Origin of the sequence: Nonomuraea jiangxiensis, assembly GCF_900099965.1 — a bacterium.
Taxonomy (GTDB): domain Bacteria; phylum Actinomycetota; class Actinomycetes; order Streptosporangiales; family Streptosporangiaceae; genus Nonomuraea; species Nonomuraea jiangxiensis.
Genome location: NZ_FNDJ01000008.1, coordinates 313,681 through 326,360, shown reverse-complemented (window position 1 = coordinate 326,360; position 12,680 = coordinate 313,681). Strand labels below are relative to the sequence as shown.

At 71.5% G+C, this 12,680-nt stretch carries 15 protein-coding genes; 10 read left to right on the top strand and 5 right to left on the bottom strand.

Annotated features, from left to right (window positions below; all coding sequences use genetic code 11):
- Positions 1-4: 4 nt before the first annotated feature.
- The 5 genes from BLS95_RS19790 to BLS95_RS19770 are packed head-to-tail and all read left to right on the top strand — an operon-like array spanning position 5 to position 3,646.
- Complete coding sequence (locus tag BLS95_RS19790) at positions 5-1,096, top strand: hypothetical protein (RefSeq protein WP_090933285.1); 1,092 nt, start codon at positions 5-7, stop codon at positions 1,094-1,096.
- On the top strand, positions 1,093-1,671 hold the full coding sequence (locus BLS95_RS19785) for a hypothetical protein (protein WP_090933282.1): 579 nt from the start codon (positions 1,093-1,095) through the stop codon (positions 1,669-1,671). Before BLS95_RS19790 ends, BLS95_RS19785 begins: the two co-directional genes overlap by 4 nt.
- Positions 1,659-2,759: a sensor histidine kinase gene (locus BLS95_RS19780; protein ID WP_090933280.1), complete on the top strand. Its 1,101-nt coding sequence runs from the start codon at positions 1,659-1,661 to the stop codon at positions 2,757-2,759. The genes BLS95_RS19785 and BLS95_RS19780 overlap by 13 nt, the downstream gene beginning before the upstream one ends.
- Positions 2,756-3,415: a response regulator gene (locus tag BLS95_RS19775; RefSeq protein ID WP_090933278.1), complete on the top strand. Its 660-nt coding sequence runs from the start codon at positions 2,756-2,758 to the stop codon at positions 3,413-3,415. The genes BLS95_RS19780 and BLS95_RS19775 overlap by 4 nt, the downstream gene beginning before the upstream one ends.
- 36 nt (positions 3,416-3,451) lie before the next feature.
- Positions 3,452-3,646: a hypothetical protein gene (locus BLS95_RS19770; RefSeq protein WP_090933276.1), complete on the top strand. Its 195-nt coding sequence runs from the start codon at positions 3,452-3,454 to the stop codon at positions 3,644-3,646.
- A 247-nt stretch (positions 3,647-3,893) separates the two neighbouring features.
- On the opposite strand, the gene BLS95_RS19765 is transcribed toward BLS95_RS19770, so the two are convergent.
- Genes BLS95_RS19765 through BLS95_RS19745 form a run of 5 tightly spaced genes read right to left on the bottom strand, consistent with a single transcriptional unit; the run spans position 3,894 to position 7,470 of the window.
- Positions 3,894-4,499: a hypothetical protein gene (locus tag BLS95_RS19765; RefSeq protein ID WP_218135862.1), complete on the bottom strand. Its 606-nt coding sequence runs from the start codon at positions 4,497-4,499 to the stop codon at positions 3,894-3,896.
- Entirely contained in the window at positions 4,496-5,260 is a 765-nt protein-coding gene (locus BLS95_RS19760; protein WP_090933274.1) for an SGNH/GDSL hydrolase family protein, read from the bottom strand. The genes BLS95_RS19765 and BLS95_RS19760 overlap by 4 nt, the downstream gene beginning before the upstream one ends.
- Before the next feature lie 52 nt (positions 5,261-5,312).
- Positions 5,313-5,873, bottom strand: a complete 561-nt coding sequence (locus tag BLS95_RS19755; protein ID WP_218135861.1) for a TetR/AcrR family transcriptional regulator — start codon at positions 5,871-5,873, stop codon at positions 5,313-5,315.
- 33 nt (positions 5,874-5,906) lie between these two features.
- On the bottom strand, positions 5,907-6,377 hold the full coding sequence (locus BLS95_RS19750) for a GbsR/MarR family transcriptional regulator (protein ID WP_218135860.1): 471 nt from the start codon (positions 6,375-6,377) through the stop codon (positions 5,907-5,909).
- Positions 6,378-6,426: 49 nt separating this feature from the next.
- Complete coding sequence (locus BLS95_RS19745; protein WP_090933272.1) at positions 6,427-7,470, bottom strand: alpha/beta fold hydrolase; 1,044 nt, start codon at positions 7,468-7,470, stop codon at positions 6,427-6,429.
- Between the two features lie 321 nt (positions 7,471-7,791).
- On the opposite strand from BLS95_RS19745, the gene BLS95_RS19735 reads away from it, so the two are divergent.
- The 5 genes from BLS95_RS19735 to BLS95_RS19715 all read left to right on the top strand — a co-directional run bounded on the left by BLS95_RS19735 (position 7,792) and on the right by BLS95_RS19715 (position 12,679).
- Entirely contained in the window at positions 7,792-8,574 is a 783-nt protein-coding gene (locus tag BLS95_RS19735; protein ID WP_218135859.1) for a GntR family transcriptional regulator, read from the top strand.
- Positions 8,575-8,643: 69 nt separating this feature from the next.
- Positions 8,644-9,291, top strand: a complete 648-nt coding sequence (locus BLS95_RS19730; RefSeq protein WP_090933268.1) for a transaldolase family protein — start codon at positions 8,644-8,646, stop codon at positions 9,289-9,291.
- A gap of 147 nt (positions 9,292-9,438) precedes the next feature.
- A complete protein-coding gene (locus tag BLS95_RS19725; RefSeq protein WP_090933266.1) occupies positions 9,439-10,020 on the top strand; it encodes a glucose-6-phosphate isomerase family protein in 582 nt (193 codons plus the stop codon).
- Positions 10,021-10,052: 32 nt separating this feature from the next.
- Positions 10,053-11,081, top strand: coding sequence for an ABC transporter substrate-binding protein (locus BLS95_RS19720; RefSeq protein WP_090933264.1), 1,029 nt, complete (start codon positions 10,053-10,055; stop codon positions 11,079-11,081).
- Between the two features lie 14 nt (positions 11,082-11,095).
- Entirely contained in the window at positions 11,096-12,679 is a 1,584-nt protein-coding gene (locus BLS95_RS19715) for a sugar ABC transporter ATP-binding protein (RefSeq protein WP_218135858.1), read from the top strand.
- Position 12,680 lies beyond the last annotated feature (1 nt).

Below are 12,680 nucleotides of genomic sequence, written 5' to 3'. Positions count from 1 at the left end.
CCGCATGTCACCCGAACCTTCGCACATACCCCGCCGGGAGGTCACCGGCGCCTGGTTCCTGCTCCTCGGTTATGCCACGCTGCTGACCGGCATGGTGTGGGACGGGCAGTGGCACGGCGACGTCGGCCCCGACAACTTCTGGACCGCCCCCCACCTGTTCCTCTACACAGGCACCGGCATCATCGGGCTCACCTGCCTGATCGTGGTGCTGCTGTCCACGTGGGGGAGCGGCCCGGCCACCGGCACGCCGTCGGTGACGGTGTTCCGTACGTTCCGGGCGCCGTGGCCGTTCCTCGTGGGCGGGCTGGGCGCCTCGGCCAACCTCCTGTACGCCGGCTCCGACCTGTGGTGGCACGAGGTCTACGGCTTCGACATCGCCGCCGGGGCCACCCCGTCGCACTTCGGGCTCGGGCTGTCCATCCAGGTCGAGATCTTCGCCATGATCATGGCCTTCGCCGTGCTGCGGCGTACCCGCTCCGAGCGATGGGGCCTGGCCCTGGCCGTCGGACTGGCCACCCTCGGCTCGACGTCGGCGTTCAACATGGTGTCCGAGCTGCTCTTCCAGTGGTTGCCCGGGATCGCCCCGCGGGTGCTCGGGCTGGCCGCGGCCGCGGCCCTCATCCTGAGCCTGGTCGTCGGGCTCACCCGATCCTGGCACTGGCCGGCCGCCACCGGGTTGACGTTCGTGCTCGTCCAGGGCGGGCTCGCGCTGTTCGCCCCGGCCGCCACCCGTTGGTACGCCGAGGCGATCGGCCAGCCAATGCGCGACTACGCCGCCAACCTGCCGCAGGTGCTGATCGGGTTTCCGCCCACCTACCCGCTCGTCGCGTTGCTGGCCGGCGTCATGACGGCCTGGGCGGTGCGGCGCGGCGTGCACCCGGTACGGATCGCGGTGGCGGCCGGCGCGCTGGCCGGAGTCAACACGGCCCTCTTCTACGGCGGGATCGGCATCATGGAGATGAACCTGCCGCTCACTCTCGTTGCGGCGACCGCCCTCGGCGCAGGGATGGGCTCGCTGGGCTGGCAGAGCGCCGTCCTGCTGCGCCGCTTCCGCGAGCGCGCGGCGGCCTCCGTCCCGCAGGCGGTGATCGCTTGAAGCGCGCCCTGCTCATACCGGCGGCGGTGGTGACCCTGCTGACCCTCGCGGGCCCGGCCGCCGCCGCCCCGCTCCCCGGTGAGATCGTGCACACCGAGACCGTCTCCATGAGCGACGGAACCCCGATCACCGTAGGGTTCACGGAGTGGCCGATCCGCGCGTTGCAGTCGCTCGACTTCACCTTCCAACCGGCGGGCGGCATCGGCGGGCGCACCGGCCTGGTCACGACCGTGTCGCCCAGCGGCGACCGCAGGGGGCTGAAGGGCATCGTCCTGCAGCGCCGTGACGATGCCATCGTGCTGCCGCGGCACCCTCGGGCGGCTCAGGTCTGGGGGCTGGACGTCGTCTCACTGCCGGAGGAGGGCACATGGCGGTTCGAGTTCGCCGTGGAGAACGCGGGCGGGACCTCGACGGGGGTCCTGCCGATCCAGGCGATCGAGCAACCCGGCCCGCCGCTCGGGCTGAGCTGGACGGTCGCGCTGGCGCCCTGGGCACCGGTGGTGGCGTTGGTGGCGGTCGGCTGGATACGTACGAGGGCGATCAGGCGCGGCGCGAAGCCCGGATGGAGTGGCTGAGCGACGGCGTGCCGGCCCTGCTGCCGCCGCTCGTCGGCTGGCTGCTCGCGCCCGGTGACGAGCCGGTCCTGCAACTGGCCCTGACGGGCGCCCAGTCGGTGGCGTTGATGTGCTCGCGCCGCTTCCCCCTCACCGTCCTGGGCGTGACCATCGTCCTGGAACTGATGCTGATCCTGGGCAAGATGCCCGTTCTGGTCGCTCCCCTGGTCGCCGCGTCCCGTCTCGGGGCGTGGGGCCGGGGAGCCCACCGGGTGATCGGCGTCACAGCGGTGCTGGCGCTGCTGGGCCTCGGGCTGCCGGTCACGCTGGCCTCCCTCGGGGACCCGTTGCGCATCGTGGTCGTGTACGCGGCTGCGGCGGTGCTCGTCGTCGGATTCTGGGCCATGGGCCGCCTGGACGGGCGACGGCGTGACCGCATCCACGAGTTGCAGGCCCGCTCCCGGCGGCTGGAGGCCGAGCGCGAGCTCGCCGAGCGGCGCGCGGCCGAACGCGAGCGGACGCTGCTGGCCAGGGAACTGCACGACATTCTCAACCACTCGATCACCACCATGGTGGTCGACGCCGAAGCGGGCGCCGACACACGTGACGACATGGAGGAGACCCTGCGGCGCGTGGCCCGCACCGGCCGGGAGTCCCTGGCGGAGCTGCGGCGGCTGCTCGGCGTGCTCAGGCAGGCGCCGCCAGGCCACGACCCGCTCGTCCCCCCACCACGACTGGAACACCTCGACGCCCTCGTGGCGGCCATCCCGCCGGGCGGGCCGCGAGCGACGCTGACCCGCTCGGGCGCCGTACGCCAGGTCGACACCAGCATCGAACTGGCCGCCTACCGCGTCGTCCAGGAAGCGCTGACCAACGTCGCCAAGCACGCCGGACCCGTGGACGTGCGCGTGCTGCTGCACTACGGCGCCACCCGACTGACGGTCACGATCACCAATCCGGTGACGTCCGCGCCCGGCGGCACGACAGGCGGAGTGGGGCTGGTCGGCATGCGCGAACGCGTCGGGCTGCTCGGCGGCTCGGTGCGGGTGCGGGCGGGGCGCGAGACGTTCGAGGTGTGCGCGACGCTGCCGCTGCGGGAGGTGTCATGACCGTCATCCGCGTCCTGGTCTGCGATGACGAACAACTGCTGCGCGAGGCCCTGGTCCGCCTGGTCGGGGCCGCCGACGACCTGAACGTGGTGGCCGCCGTGGGCGACGGCGCCGCCGCCGTGTCCGCCGCCGCGGAGCTCCGGCCGGACGTGGTGCTCATGGACGTCCGGCTGCCCGGCATGGACGGCATCGAGGCCACCCGCCGCATCGTCGGCGGGCCCAGCCGGGTCCTCATCCTCACGACGTACGACCTGGACAGCTACGTCTACGCCGGTCTGCAGGCCGGAGCCAGCGGTTTCCTGCTCAAGGACGCGCCGGGCGAGCGCATCCGTGACGGCATCAGGATCGTCGCCGCCGGCCAGTCGGTGCTGGCACCGGAGGCCACGACCCGGATGATCGAGGCGTTGCAGCCCACGCTGCCCACCGAGGCCGACCGGGCCCTGCTGGCGGCGGCGGAGCGGCTCACCGACCGCGAGCGGCAGGTGTGCGAGCTGATCGCCGAGGGGCTGTCCAACGATCAGATCGCCCGCCGGCTCGTCATCAGCCGCTACACCGTGAAGGTGCACGTGTCGAGCGTCCTGACCAAGCTCGCCCTGCCGGACCGGGTGCACGTGCTGCTGTCGTGGACGCGGCTGCGAGGTCTGCGCCCGCGGTGACGCCGGACGCGCACTGAGCGGGACCGCGCCCAGGCCATGGCACCGCCGCTCGGGCGCTCCGGCTGGAACATCGCGCCGTTGGCGCGCACCGTCTGGCCGGAGACCCAGTCGGCGGAGTCACCGATCAGCCTGCCGACGACCGGGGCGATGTCGCCGGGCACTCCGAGCCGGCCGCGCGGGCTGTGGTGGGTGGCCGCCTGGATGGACTCGGGGGTCTCGGCGGACCGGTAGAACGAGTCGTCGACCTCGTCGACCTCGGCGGATCGGCGGATCGGCGGGCGTCGGAGCGCGGCGCCGCTCCGGTGACGCCCTGCCGCTGAAGGGCCGCGAGGGTCCGCCGCGCAGCCTCGGCGTCGTTGCTGTGGCTGATCACCGTGGTCGCGCCGCGTGCGGCGATGTCCTCGGCGAACGCGGCCCCCTGGTTGCGGCTGCCACCCTGCCGTCGGGAGGTCGTCCGGTTCGCCGGCGAACGCCCGGATCAGGGTGTACGGCGACCTGGTGACGGGGAAGCGGAGGCGGCCTCGGCGAGGTCGCGCAGCGTCAGCAGTTGCCGGCGCATCATGCACAGGTCGGCCCAGGCCAGGGCCTGTCGCCGGGCACGGGGGAGAAGGCCGTCACCCCGCTCTCCGAGGTTGAGCTTCACCACCAGCCGGGTGGCGCCGGAGCCGGCGTCGCGTACCGCGTAGGTGAGCGTCAGCGGCCCGTACCGGGCCACCGCCCGCGGCTCGGTCAGCCGGAGGGTGATGTGATCGTCCGGGCTGAAGGAGACGAGCCTGAAGACCGTCATGAACCGCTGGCCCATCGCCAGACGCTCGACCCCGGGAGTCAGGGTTCGGGGGCTGCGGAGGCCACCACCGTCGAGCGGATCGTCGCTGTACGACGCCACCCTGAGCTGGCACAGCCAGCGGAAGGCCGTCGGCCGCGGCGCACGCACGCTCACCGCGCGGAACCAGACCTCCGCCGGATTCGGGACCTCCTCGTCGCACGGGTACGCGGCGGCCATCTCCTCGGCGGTCGCTCCCCAGACGGCGCCGAGCGATCTCATCCAGCCGGGGAACAGCGGCGGATCGGTACGCGAGCTCATGACACCGGCTGCAGCAGCGGGCGCTTGGCGGCGCGGCCGTCTCCTGAGGAACGCCCCCGGACCCGGCGGATCAGCCAGGGCCCGACGAAGGCGGCGACCCAGGCCGTTTCGACGCGGGCACGGTGCCACGGCGATGGCGGCGGCAGCGGCGGGAGCGGGTCGGCCCAGGAACCGTCGCCCCCCGGCACGGCGAGAGCGTGGGCGACCGCCACCGCCAGGCGTGCGTGTCCAAGAGGGCCGAGATGGAAGCGGTCGGCGCTGAACAGCCGGGGATCGGAGGTCACCGGGTGGTTGAAGGTGTCCACCAGCAGGGCGCCCTGGCGGTGGGCCGCCGCCCGGATGCGTTCGTTGAGGTCGAGGACCCTGGGCCGCAGGTGGCGGGCCAGCGGGCTGATCTGGGCGATGTCGGGGAAGGTGAAGGTGACCACGTGCGCCCCGGAGCCGGCGAACCGGGCCAGCATGGCTTCCAGGTCCGAGACGACGGCCGGAGCGTCGAAACCCGGCCGGACCAGGTCGTTCATTCCCGCCGTGACGGTGATCAGGTCCGGTTCGAGTGCGAGGGCGGCGCTCGTCTGCTCGGCCCGGATCTGGGCGGTGAGCTTCCCGCGTACGGCGAGGTTGGCGTAGCGTAACCGCGGTTCGTCCGTGGCCAGCAGGTGGGCCAGGCGGTCTGCCCAGCCCCGGTAACCGGTCTTCTCATTGCCGTCGTTGAGTCCCTCGGTCAGGCTGTCGCCGACCGCGACGTACCTCAGGTATCCCATGAGTCCCCCTTGGCGTCGAGTGTGCGAATGAGGCGGCTGGCGGCGGGCCGGTTCACGACGTCGTCTCCTTCGCCCGCAGGGATTCGATGGCGGCTCGGCTTCCCCCGGAGATGTCCACGCCAAGTGCCTGCAACATCACCACGAGCGCGCCATCGGCGAGCGCCCGCCCCAGGCTTTCCGGCGCCGTGTCCGTCAGCCGCGCCGCTTCCTGCAGAACCCCCGATACGACGGCGCGGCAGCGCTCCGCCACCGCCTCGTCGCTACGGGCGGTGGCGCACGCCTGCAACCACAGGCCGGTGAGGGCGTCGTTGGCGAGCAACTCGCGGAAACCGGCGCGCATGGCGGGCAGCGGATCGCCGGGAGATGCCCCCGCGGCCTCCCGGAAGACCTCGCGTACCTGACCTTCGAACTCGTCGAGACAGGCAAGGAAGAAGGCGTGCTTGCTGCCGAACAGCCGGAAGACATAGGGCTGTGAGACTCCGATCGCGTCCGCGACCTGCTGTATCGACGCGGTCGTCAGCCCGTGGTCGGCGAACACCCGCATGCCGGCCGCGATGGCCTCCGCACGTCGCTGGTCCGCGGTGCCGCGTCTCGTTTCCATGCCCTTCAGCATGGCATAGTAAGCACTTACTAACAAGGCGGGCGATTATGGTGAATCATCATCCCGGTGCTGAAGCAGTGGAGCGATCTGCTGCTCCAGCCGGGAGAACAAGCGATGGGCATCCCTCACTCGATCGCCCCGGGCGGGCTCGTCGTGCAGGATCTCCAGCCCGTCGGCGGTGATCTCGCTGAAGTCGCCCAGCGCTTCGAGCTTGCGCCGCGCCACCCGTTCCCACACGTCGTCCGCGACCCGCAGGTGCACACCGCGCTCGGCGGGCCGGGTCACGGCGCGGACGAAACCGCTCGCCTCCAGCACCCGGACCGCCGTGCTCAGCGACGCCTTGCTGGCGCCGATCGCCGTCGCGATCTGGGCGGCGGTCTGCTCGGGCGGATCGCACACCATCAGCCAGCCCAGCACCCGTCCGGTGATCAGCGGCAGCCCGTTGTTCCTGGCGAAGAACGCGGCCACGCGCTCCACCCAGGCCAGCAGTTGCTCTTCCTTGCTCTGTTCGTCCATCGGCAATCAGGTTAGTGAAGGCCGAACTCCTTCGGCTCGGCTGTGCGGGTCAGCGCCGTGGCCCCGGGGCGTGGAGGCTCTCGATCGAGTCCTTGAACTCGCCGATGGCCCGTACGTACTGGGCGGGCTTGAAGAAGTGGATCACGTGGTTGGCCTGGACGCGCTGGTAGCGGGCGTGCGGGACGAGTTGCATGATGCGGGCGGCGTCCTGGTCGTCCATGGCGCCCACCAGGCCGTGCCGGGGATCGCGGAACCAGTCGGCGTGCATGACCAGGAGCGGGCAGCGTACGCGGGCGAGCGCCTGCGCATGGTCCAGCCCCTCGTAGATGCGGCCGTCGACGAACGCGCGGGCGAAATCGGGATCGAACATCGACAGCGACCTGAACATGAGCCGCGCGGCGAGTGGCATGAACCTCAGATCGACGGGCTCGGCGGGATGCGCGGCCTGGAACCTCGCGATCCGCCAGGAGAGATGGCGGAGGAACCAGCCCGGCACCTTCCGCTCCGACCCGTTCTTCTCCGGTTTCGTGATGTCCCTGAGGTAGTCGGCCAGATCCCGGTGCCGCAGGTCGCCGAGCGTCTCCACGGCATGCCGCAGCCCCTGATAGACGTAGCGATCGTGGTCCCTGAAGCGGGGCCACTCCGCCGAGAAGACCGGCGCGTCCTCCAGCACGGCGCCCGCCACGAGTTCGGGCACGTTGGCCGCGCCCCACAGGGTGATGAGACCGCCGGAGGAGTTGCCCGCCACGATCGCCGGCCGCCCGACCACCTCCCGCAGGAACGCGCTCATGTCGCCTCCCACGCTGCTCCAGGAGTAATCCCCCGGAGTCCACGTCGACCTGCCGTGCCCGCGCACGTCGACCGCGAACACCTGGAAACCGGCCGACAGCCCGGGCAGGACCCGCTGGTAGCTCTCCCAGGTCCCGGTCTGTGCCGGGATCAGCACCAGCGGCGGGCCGTTGTCGGGCCCGGCCACGTAGTTGATCCGCACGGTGCCGGTGTCGAACCGCTTCTCGGCGAACCCCGCCCGCCGGACCTTCCTGGAAGTGATGGGCCCGTGCCCGTGCTCGTACGGATTGCGTTCACCGATCATGACGAAGCCCCTTGTTCATCCGATGACAGACAGTTTAGTCCATACTGAACTCAGATGCGGGCAAGACCTGGCCCCGGCTGAAGGAGGTCGCCGAAAGCGTGGGGCTCCTCGACCATCCCCGCGCGGTGGTCACGGCGGCCCGGGACGCGACCGCGGCCTACTCCGCGGAGATGCTGCACGCGGCTCACGAGCTGAACGGGTCCACCTACGCTCAGGCCATCGTGGCGACGGCCGATCAAGCCCCGGGGCGTGAGCGCGGCCGGAACGACCATGGCAGCCCCGCCATGCGGATGACCTGTTTCCTGGTTATCCTGTCATATCATGTCATCGATCGACCGCTCCTCTCCGGTGCCGTTCTATTACCAGCTGAAGCTGATTCTGCTGGAGGAGATCAGCAAGCGCGGCATGCGCCCGGGCGACCGGCTGCCCGGTGATCACGAACTCTGCGCCACCTACGAGGTCTCACGCACAGTCGTCCGGCAGACACTGGCCGAGCTGGAGTACGAGGGCGTCATCGAGCGCGTCAAGGGCCGGGGCACGTTCATCGCCGAGCCCAAGACCTCCGAAGGCTTGGTGCAGTCCCTGACCGGCCTGTTCGAGGACGTGGCCGCCCGCGGATCGCACCTGCGCAGCGAGGTCCGCAAACTGGCCAAGGTCCCCGCCGACCTACAGGTCGCGACCCAGCTGCAGATCGAACCCGGCACCGACGTGATAGCGATCGAGCGGCTGAGGTTCGTCGACGGCGAGCCCTGGGTCCTGACGATCACCCACATCCCCTACGAACTCGCCCCCGGCCTGCTCGACGAGGATCTCACCAACCAGTCCCTGTACGCCCTCCTGGAGGAGAAGTACCAGGTCAAACTGGTACGCGGACGCCGTTCCGTGGAGGCCGTGGTCGCCTCGGCAGGGCTGGCCCGCGGGCTCGGCATCAAGCGCGGCGACCCGGTGCTCGTGCTGCGCAGCGTGAGTCTGGGGGAGGAGAGCCGGCCGGTGGAGGCGTTCGTGGCCTTCCACCGCGGCGACCGCAGCCGGTTCGAGGTGGAGCTGGCCCGTGAGGGCACGGCGGCCGCCGCGGCCCGGCCGCTGATGATCGTCGTCGACTGAAGGCGTCCGTCACCGCTCCCCGGCGACGGTACCCGCTCACCGTCGTCCTCGACCTGTGAGGAGACCCGCATGCTCCACCTGTACGTCGACAGCGCCGATCGCGACCAGGCAGGCCCGCTCCTGTCGACCGGGTTGTTCCGCGGCCTGACGACCAACCCGCTGCTTTTGCGGCGCTCCGGCCTGGTCGAGCGCGACCTGCCGGAGCTGTACGGGTGGGCGACGGGACTCGGCGCGCAGGAGGTGTTCCTGCAGACGTGGGGCGCCACGTACGACCACCTGGTGGCGACGGGACGGCGGCTGCGCGCCATCGGGCCGGCGGTGGTGGTGAAAGCGCCGGCCACCCGTCAGGGGTGTGCGGCAGCGGCCACGTTGGCGGCCGAGGGCGTGCCGGTGCTGCTCACCGCCGTGTACGCGGCGCCGCAGGCGCTGCTCGCCGCGGCGGCCGGAGCGACCTACCTCGCCCCGTACGTGGGCCGGATGGCGGATGCAGGACGGCCCGCGATCGAGGAGGTCACGGCCATGCAGCGGCTCCTCGACGCGACCGGCGGCCCGACCCGGGTGCTCGCGGCCAGCCTGCGCACGACCGCCGACGTGGTGACCCTCGCCGGAGCGGGGGTACGTCACTTCGCGCTGGCCCCCGCGGTGGCCGAGCGGCTGTTCGGCGACCCCCTGACCGAGGCCGCGACCGCCGAGTTCGAGGCGGCCGCGGCGGGGTAACGCGCGTGGCGCCGCCCCGCCCGACGCGCGTGGCGAAAGCTCACACGATGCGTGTGGTGTCGGCCCGTCGGTTGGCCATATCTTGAAATCCTGTCATTACAGGATTACTATTCCCGCAATCTTCGTAACCTCGGAGGTAACGCTCCTGTGAGCACATACGCCACGCCGCCCATCAACCCCCTGCGAATCGCCCTCGCCGCCGCTCAGGGGACCCTGACCCCCGAGGGCCCGCTGCTGACCCGGCGCCTGTCGGACCTGGAGGGACTGTTCGCCGACGAGCCCGCGCGCAAGCGCGCCGCCGACGGTGACGACCCCGTGGTCTACACGGTGGCCGCGTCCCCGGTGCCGGAGGTGGCCAGGGAGCTGCCGCAGTCGGTGACCACGATCCTGCCGGGCGCCGTGGGCGGCGAGTTCCATATGACCAAGGGTCACCAGCACCCCGATCCCCAAGGCGAGATCTATCTGGGCCTCGCCGGGCGCGGCGGTCTGCTGCTGCACGACGGCACGCGTACCGAGTGGATCGAGATGGAGCCCGGGGTGATCGGCTACATCCCACCCGGCTGGGCACACCGCAGCGTCAACATCGGCGACGAGCCGTACAGGTTCCTTGCCGTCTATCCCGGTTCGGCGGGCCACGACTACGGCTGGGTCGTCAAGCACGGCATGGGCCGCAGGGTCTTCCGCGACGGCGCCTCCTACACCCTCGCCCCCTTCTCCGCGGCCACCTGACCCCACGGCGGGCCCGCACAAAGGAGCAGCCCATGGCACGCTTCAGGTACGTATCTCCAGGTCTGGCAGGCTTTGCCGCCGTGGTCACGCTGGCCGTCGGCCTCGTCGCCGGCAAGGCCGCGTTCGGGGGCGAAGCCCCTTCCTCAAGCGCAGGCACGGCGGGCGTCGCCGGCGCCAAGATCGACGTGATCGTCAAGGCCACGGAGTCGGAGTTCTGGCAGTCGATGCTCGCCGGCGCCAAGAAGGCCGGCGCCGACCTGGGCGTCGACCTGCACCTGACCGGCCCGACCTCCGAGACCGACATCGAGCCCCAGGTACGCCTGGTCGAGAACGCCATCGCCCGCGGCGCCCAGGCGATCGTCCTGGCCCCCAACTCCTCGACCGCCCTGAACGACGTGATCAACCGGGCCCGCGGGGCCGGGGTCAAGGTGATCGTCGTGGACAACGCGGTGACCACGAAGTCGGAGGGGTTCATCGGCACCGACAACATCAAGGCCGGTCAGCAGGCGGGCCAGCGGATGTGCGAGCTGATCACCGAGCAGGGGAAGGCCGACGGCCAGATCCTGCACGAGTCGGCGGCCTCCGGCCAGCAGGTGCTGGTCGACCGGTTCGACGGCTTCAAGAAGGGCCTGGCCGAGAAGTGCCCGGACGCCACCGTCAAGCAGACGCTGGTCAACGACAACGACCTCAACAAGGCGGTCAGCCAGGTCGCCGACGCGATCACCAGCGATCCGGACCTGGCCGGCGTCTTCGCCGACAACAACACCTCGGGCACCGGCGCCGCGCGCGCGGTCGGGGAGAAGAACGCCAAGGACCTCGCGGTCTTCGCGTTCGACTCCGACCCGGCTGAGGTCAGCGCGGTCAAGGAGGGCACGCTCGACGGCATCCTGGTGCAGAACCCGTTCTTCTTCGGCTACCAGGGCGTGGTGGAGGCGGCGATGGCCGTGCGTGGCACCGTGCCGCCGGTCGTGCTCGACCCCGGCGCCGTGCTGGTCGACGCGCGCAACGTCAACGCCCCCGAGCTGCAGTCGCTGCTCAACCCGCCCAAGACCACGGGCTGAGGCGGGAGCCACCCATGACCGACACCATGACCCGCTCGGCGACCGGCTCGGCCCCTGCGCCTGTCGTCTCGCTGCGCGGGGTGGACAAGACCTACGGGCGGGTCGCCGCACTGCGCGGCGTCGACCTCGACCTGCACGCCGGCGAGGTGCACTGCCTGGCCGGGGAGAACGGGGCCGGCAAGTCCACGCTGATCAAGATCCTCACCGGCGCGGTGTCCCGCGACGGCGGCTCGTACGCGATCAACGCGGTCGACCAGGCGGTGGGCCTGTCGCCCGTCCAGGCGCGGGAGGCCGGCGTCGGCGCGGTGTACCAGGAGCTCAGCCTGCTGCCGGAGCTGAGCGTCGGCGACAACATGCTGATGGGGCGTTTCCCCAGCAAGGGCGGCCTGCTGCTGCGGGCCACCGGCCGGGAGCAGGCGCGTGCCCACCTGGAGCGCGTCGGACTCGGCGGGCTCTCCCTCGACACTCCCGTCGGGGAACTGCCCGCCGCGACCCGTCAGTTGGTGGAGATCGCGCGGGTGCTCGGCCTGGACGCCAAGCTGGTGATCTTCGACGAGCCCACCACGGCGCTGTCGGAGGCGGAGGCCGAGGCGCTGCTGCGGCGCATCGGCGCCCTGCGTGACGAGGGCATCGCGGTGCTGTACGTGACGCACCGCATCGAGGAGATGTTCGCGATCGGCGACCAGGTGACCGTGCTGCGCGACGGCCGGCTCGTGCAGACCCGGCCGATGGCGGGTCACACTCCCGAGTCGCTCGTCGAGCTGATGGTCGGCCGGCCGGTCGAGAACCTCTACCCGGGCGCGCGGCCGGAGACCGGCGAACCCCGGCTGGAGGTCAGGGGACTGCGGGTACGCGGCGCCCCCGCGCCGGTCGATCTCACCGTACGGCGTGGCGAGATCGTCGGCCTCGCCGGGCTGCTCGGTTCGGGCCGCTCGGAGTTCGTCCGCGCGGTGTTCGGCGCGGACCCCGCCGACGGCGGCGAGGTGCTGGTCGACGGCGAGCGGGTGCCGATGGGCTCGCCCCGGGCGGCCGCCCGCGGCGGCATCGGGCTCCTCACCGAGGACCGCAAGGAGTCGGGCCTGCTGCCCGAGCTGTCCATCAGGGAGAACATCGCCCTGGCCGGTTACCGCAACCTGGGTATGCGGGCGCGGGCCGACGCGAACGTGACGGCCGCGGCCGAGGGCCTGACGATCAAGTTCGCGAACCTGGACGACCCGGTGACCTCGCTGTCCGGCGGCAACCAGCAGAAGGTCCTGCTCGCGCGCTGGCTCAGTCTCGGCGCCAAGGTGCTGCTGCTAGACGAGCCCACCAAGGGCGTCGACGTCGGGGCCAAGGCCGACATCTACCAGATCGTGGCCGAGATGGCGCGCGAGGGGCTGTCGGTGGTCATCGTCTCGTCCTATCTGCCCGAGTTGCTCGGGCTGTGCGACCGCATCGTGGTCGTGCGCCAGGGCCGGTTCGTCGGCGATCTGCCCGCGGGCGAGGCCACCGAGGAGGAGATCCTGCGGCTGGCCAGCCTGGACGGGGCCGTCACCGCCGCCGGGAGCACGAGTGAGACCACCACTGAGACCGCCGCTTCCGCGGCAGGCGAGGAGTGAG

What these genes read in the sequence shown, in the direction of transcription:
- BLS95_RS19790 (WP_090933285.1), top strand. Translation starts at nt 5, where the DNA reads ATGTCACCCGAACCTTCGCACATACCCCGCCGGGAGGTCACCGGCGCC.
- BLS95_RS19780 (WP_090933280.1), top strand. Translation starts at nt 1,659, where the DNA reads ATGGAGTGGCTGAGCGACGGCGTGCCGGCCCTGCTGCCGCCGCTCGTC.
- BLS95_RS19775 (WP_090933278.1), top strand. Translation starts at nt 2,756, where the DNA reads ATGACCGTCATCCGCGTCCTGGTCTGCGATGACGAACAACTGCTGCGC.
- BLS95_RS19770 (WP_090933276.1), top strand. Translation starts at nt 3,452, where the DNA reads ATGGCACCGCCGCTCGGGCGCTCCGGCTGGAACATCGCGCCGTTGGCG.
- BLS95_RS19765 (WP_218135862.1), bottom strand. Translation starts at nt 4,499, where the DNA reads ATGAGCTCGCGTACCGATCCGCCGCTGTTCCCCGGCTGGATGAGATCG.
- BLS95_RS19760 (WP_090933274.1), bottom strand. Translation starts at nt 5,260, where the DNA reads ATGGGATACCTGAGGTACGTCGCGGTCGGCGACAGCCTGACCGAGGGA.
- BLS95_RS19755 (WP_218135861.1), bottom strand. Translation starts at nt 5,873, where the DNA reads ATGCTGAAGGGCATGGAAACGAGACGCGGCACCGCGGACCAGCGACGT.
- BLS95_RS19750 (WP_218135860.1), bottom strand. Translation starts at nt 6,377, where the DNA reads ATGGACGAACAGAGCAAGGAAGAGCAACTGCTGGCCTGGGTGGAGCGC.
- BLS95_RS19745 (WP_090933272.1), bottom strand. Translation starts at nt 7,470, where the DNA reads ATGATCGGTGAACGCAATCCGTACGAGCACGGGCACGGGCCCATCACT.
- BLS95_RS19735 (WP_218135859.1), top strand. Translation starts at nt 7,792, where the DNA reads ATGTCATCGATCGACCGCTCCTCTCCGGTGCCGTTCTATTACCAGCTG.
- BLS95_RS19730 (WP_090933268.1), top strand. Translation starts at nt 8,644, where the DNA reads ATGCTCCACCTGTACGTCGACAGCGCCGATCGCGACCAGGCAGGCCCG.
- BLS95_RS19720 (WP_090933264.1), top strand. Translation starts at nt 10,053, where the DNA reads ATGGCACGCTTCAGGTACGTATCTCCAGGTCTGGCAGGCTTTGCCGCC.
- BLS95_RS19715 (WP_218135858.1), top strand. Translation starts at nt 11,096, where the DNA reads ATGACCGACACCATGACCCGCTCGGCGACCGGCTCGGCCCCTGCGCCT.